This is a genomic window from uncultured Campylobacter sp. (genome assembly GCF_937949835.1).
Classification (GTDB): domain Bacteria; phylum Campylobacterota; class Campylobacteria; order Campylobacterales; family Campylobacteraceae; genus Campylobacter_B.
The window spans coordinates 1-3,581 of record NZ_CALEDC010000185.1 but is presented as its reverse complement, the minus strand read 5'-3'; the positions used below and the strand labels follow the sequence as shown (position 1 = coordinate 3,581).

Here is a 3,581-nt window from a genome sequence, read left to right as displayed (position 1 = left end):
GCGTCAAGCCGATATCCATCTTGTCTTTAATTTCCGGAACAACGGTGCTAGTAAGGATATTGTTTCGTATTAAAATCGCAACAATCTGCTCTTCAATCTTCGTCATCGCGATCACCAATAAATTTTAATAGAGCTAAGCTTATCGCCAGCATAAATTGCAATTACCATCTTTTTTACCTCTTCCTCTTCTTTGATAAAAAGCTCGGCGCGCTCGCCGCTCTCTAGGGTAAAGACATACGTATCACTCTTTTTTACGTATGCTCTCTCCGTAAATTTATCAAAAATTTCAGACAAAATATAATTAATCTTTGGCGTTCTGATATAGCTTATGTCCACGCCATCACAAAGTGCCAAATAAAGCATCTTTTTTTGAAAAATTATAGTCGAATAAAGAGAGGCGTTCTCGCGAGCCTCTTTGGTTTTATAAAGCATCACCGTAGGCACTACAAGCTCATTTACTTTGTCCATCTTCAGGCACGCTTTGGCATACATATTTGCAAGCGCCTCGCTCTGCTCCTCGATGAATAAATTTCGCACGCTTTCTTGGCAAATACGGTTATACTGACCGATCTGATCCCAGTTGCGCACGTCATCGGCACTAACTGCAAATAACGACGCGATCGCAAAAGCTAAAATATATAAAATTTTCATAGTTTATCGCTTCTTATCTTTGAAATTAGGTTAGAAATTTCACTATTTTTCGCCTTTGCGTTAAAGGTCTCAAGAGCGTAAAGCGCGTCTTCTTTACGACCCTTTTTATAATTGGCTTTGGCAAAAATTATCCAGCTGGCAACGTTGTCCTTATCAAGCTCATTTGACGTAAGAGCCCATTTGATCGCATTGTCGTAGTCTTTCTTATTATACGCTTCTTCGGCTAGCGATAGCGAATACTCAATCTTATTCGTCGCGTAAAATTTGCTCTCCAAGCTCTGCTTATCTTCGCTTAAATTTGAAGTTTTTATCTCAATCCTGGAACTTAGTGGAGCGCTACTTGCGGTATTTGTAGAACCTCCCGAGAAATTTGATTTAGGTGGCAATGGAGCGCGTCCAAAATCTATAACCTCGTTTTTAGGCGGCTGATTTGCGAAAGCTGCGTTATTGGTATTAGGTACGTTAAATGTAGGAGCATTTTGATTGCCAAAATTCTGTCCGCCAAAATTTTGACCGCCGAAATTTTGCGCCTGAGCCTGCCCGCCATAGTTTCCGCCATTTTCGTAATTATTGGTTATCTTAAACCCACCGGAATCCTCGCTGGATAGCACACCCACATCGTTTAAATTTAAGCTTGGGCGTTCCTTTTCATGCTTAGAGGTGCGGGCAACTTTCGGAGCGCTGATATTATAATCTTCTTTGGAGATATTATTTTGCACTGCAAGATCTGCCGCCTGCTGCTCGGCATCATTAGCAGAATTTGTAGCTCCACTCTTATCCTCAATATTTTGATTGATACTTGCCATGCTAACGCTATCGCTATCTTTAAGCAGCCAAAATATCGCTCCGATAGCAACCGAGATCAATATCAAAAGCCCCAAAATCGTCTTGTCGAATCTCAATACGAAATTCGGCTTAGATTTCAAAAAGGAAAACTGCTTTCTGTTTTTGTTATACTCTTCCCATTTTTTTTCAAGTTCGTTTACTTCGTAAAATTCAAGCATTTATTATCCCCGAGCCTATCGCTGCCATCTCTATAATTTTATTATTAATCTGCGAAAAACTAATTTCCGTAGGTTTATTTACTTCGTAATACTCAAAAAGCTCATACATCTTATACATAAGCTTGTTGATATTCCTCATATTACCGTCCGTTAAATTTAAAATCAAATCGAAATTATCGTCGCTAAACATAAAATAGTATTGTTGAAAGCCATGAAGCACAAGCTTTTTTTCAATATACAGCTTGACTTCGCCTAAATTTGAATTAGGAAGCTCGATGCTCTCCCAAATTCTAGTTTTAAAATAATCCTTTGCGAGGCGATCTTCCTCGTCCGTCTTATGCACCGTAAATAAAAATTTAAATAATCTAGTATCTGCCATAAGACGAATTTTTTCTATTAAATTCCCAGGATACAGCTGAGCCTCGTCTAGCAAAATAACGACCTGCTCTACCGCTCCGACATTCGTAGAAATTCCAAATCTCTCTCTGTAAACCCGCATAAAATTTTCATAATTATCAATCGGCTCGCTAGGAGTTGAATGAAAAATCTGCGAATAAAGCTCTAAGAAAAATTCTTTCTCATCAAAAAACGGCTGCGGCACAAATACAACTCTTACCTTTTTTTCAAGATCGACCTTGATCTTATTAAGCAAAAATGTCTTGCCGCAACCCGGTTTCCCGTAAAAAAGTATGAGTTTCAACGGCTTTTGCAAAGCATTTAAAATTTTATGATAAGCAAGGGTCGATTTATCGAGATTAACGAAGTCCGAGACTTCGTTATCCTCGATAAAAATCTCCTTGATCGCCGTATAATTATTATTACTCATTTTCGTAGATAGATTTTGAGTAACCTAGCTCTTTAAGAGAGGTAGCAAGCGGCGCGCCGGTATTGTCGATGATATGTGGAGTTACTACAAATATTAGCTCCGACGTTCGCAAAACATCAGCAGTGCTTTTGAAAAGATTTCCGATTAATGGAATTTCGGCTAGCACAGGCACCCTAGTGTTATCTTTCGACTTAGTTGCACCAATCAAACCGCCTAAAATTACAGTATCGCCATCATCTACCCAAACTACGCTTGAGAGTTTCTTTTGCAAGGTATCAGGTGCGATATCTCTTCTGCCATTCTCTCTCCTTACATTATCTTCAGCATATTTAAGAGAGCTTAAAGATGGATTAATTCGTAGCATAATCCTATTATCATCTGAAATTTCAGGCAAGATATTCAAAAGAATACCTACAAAGATCGAATACTGATCGTCCGACTGAGTACTACCGCCCTGATAATCACCCGTATTAGTGGATTTTAATACATAGTTAATAGTATCACCTACGGAGATAATAGCAGGCTGATTATTCATCGTAGTTACTTTAGGGCTTGAAATAACCTTAGTTTTACCTTTAGTCTCTAGGAAGTTAATCAAACCGTCGATATTGAAATTTAGATTAGCCCCTATCGTCCAAGTTCCGTGAGTATCGCTAGCCTTTCCTCTATTTCCGTTATCTATGTGATAGCCAGAAAGTTTCTTTGGATCCCCGCCCACATAGGTATTAAATCCCAATTGGAACTTACTCCAATCTATACCGGTAGTATATTCATTATTTAGCTCGACAGATATGATATTTACGTCTAGCAAGACTTGGCGACTAAGGCGTTTTTGCATACCGCTTAGATATCTATCTACGCGAGCTATCTGAGACTTCATAGCAGTAACGGTTACTAAACCGGCATTTTGATTTATAATAGGAGCGACTGCGACGTATTTTTCGGTACCGTTATTTAAAACAGAAGTGATTTCCTCGCTAATCTTCTCCCAAAAATCAAATTTCTCCTTAGTGGTGATTTTGTTATCGTCTTTATCTTCGCTATCATTGCTGCCGCTTCCTTCACCTACTTCGACCGGAGCGGAATCTACCGATGATTTA

4 protein-coding genes are annotated in these 3,581 nt (G+C 38.9%); all 4 read right to left on the bottom strand.

Going from position 1 to position 3,581, the window contains the following annotated elements:
* Positions 1-111: 111 nt before the first annotated feature.
* Positions 112-651: a hypothetical protein gene (locus Q0256_RS04000; RefSeq protein WP_297960246.1), complete on the bottom strand. Its 540-nt coding sequence runs from the start codon at positions 649-651 to the stop codon at positions 112-114.
* A complete protein-coding gene (locus Q0256_RS03995; RefSeq protein ID WP_297960244.1) occupies positions 648-1,655 on the bottom strand; it encodes a hypothetical protein in 1,008 nt (335 codons plus the stop codon). The genes Q0256_RS04000 and Q0256_RS03995 overlap by 4 nt, the downstream gene beginning before the upstream one ends.
* Complete coding sequence (locus tag Q0256_RS03990) at positions 1,648-2,481, bottom strand: ATP-binding protein (RefSeq protein ID WP_297960242.1); 834 nt, start codon at positions 2,479-2,481, stop codon at positions 1,648-1,650. Before Q0256_RS03990 ends, Q0256_RS03995 begins: the two co-directional genes overlap by 8 nt.
* Positions 2,474-3,581: pilus (MSHA type) biogenesis protein MshL (gene mshL / locus Q0256_RS03985; RefSeq protein WP_297960240.1), on the bottom strand; the 1,108-nt coding region annotated here is incomplete at its 5' end. The genes Q0256_RS03990 and mshL, both read right to left, overlap by 8 nt.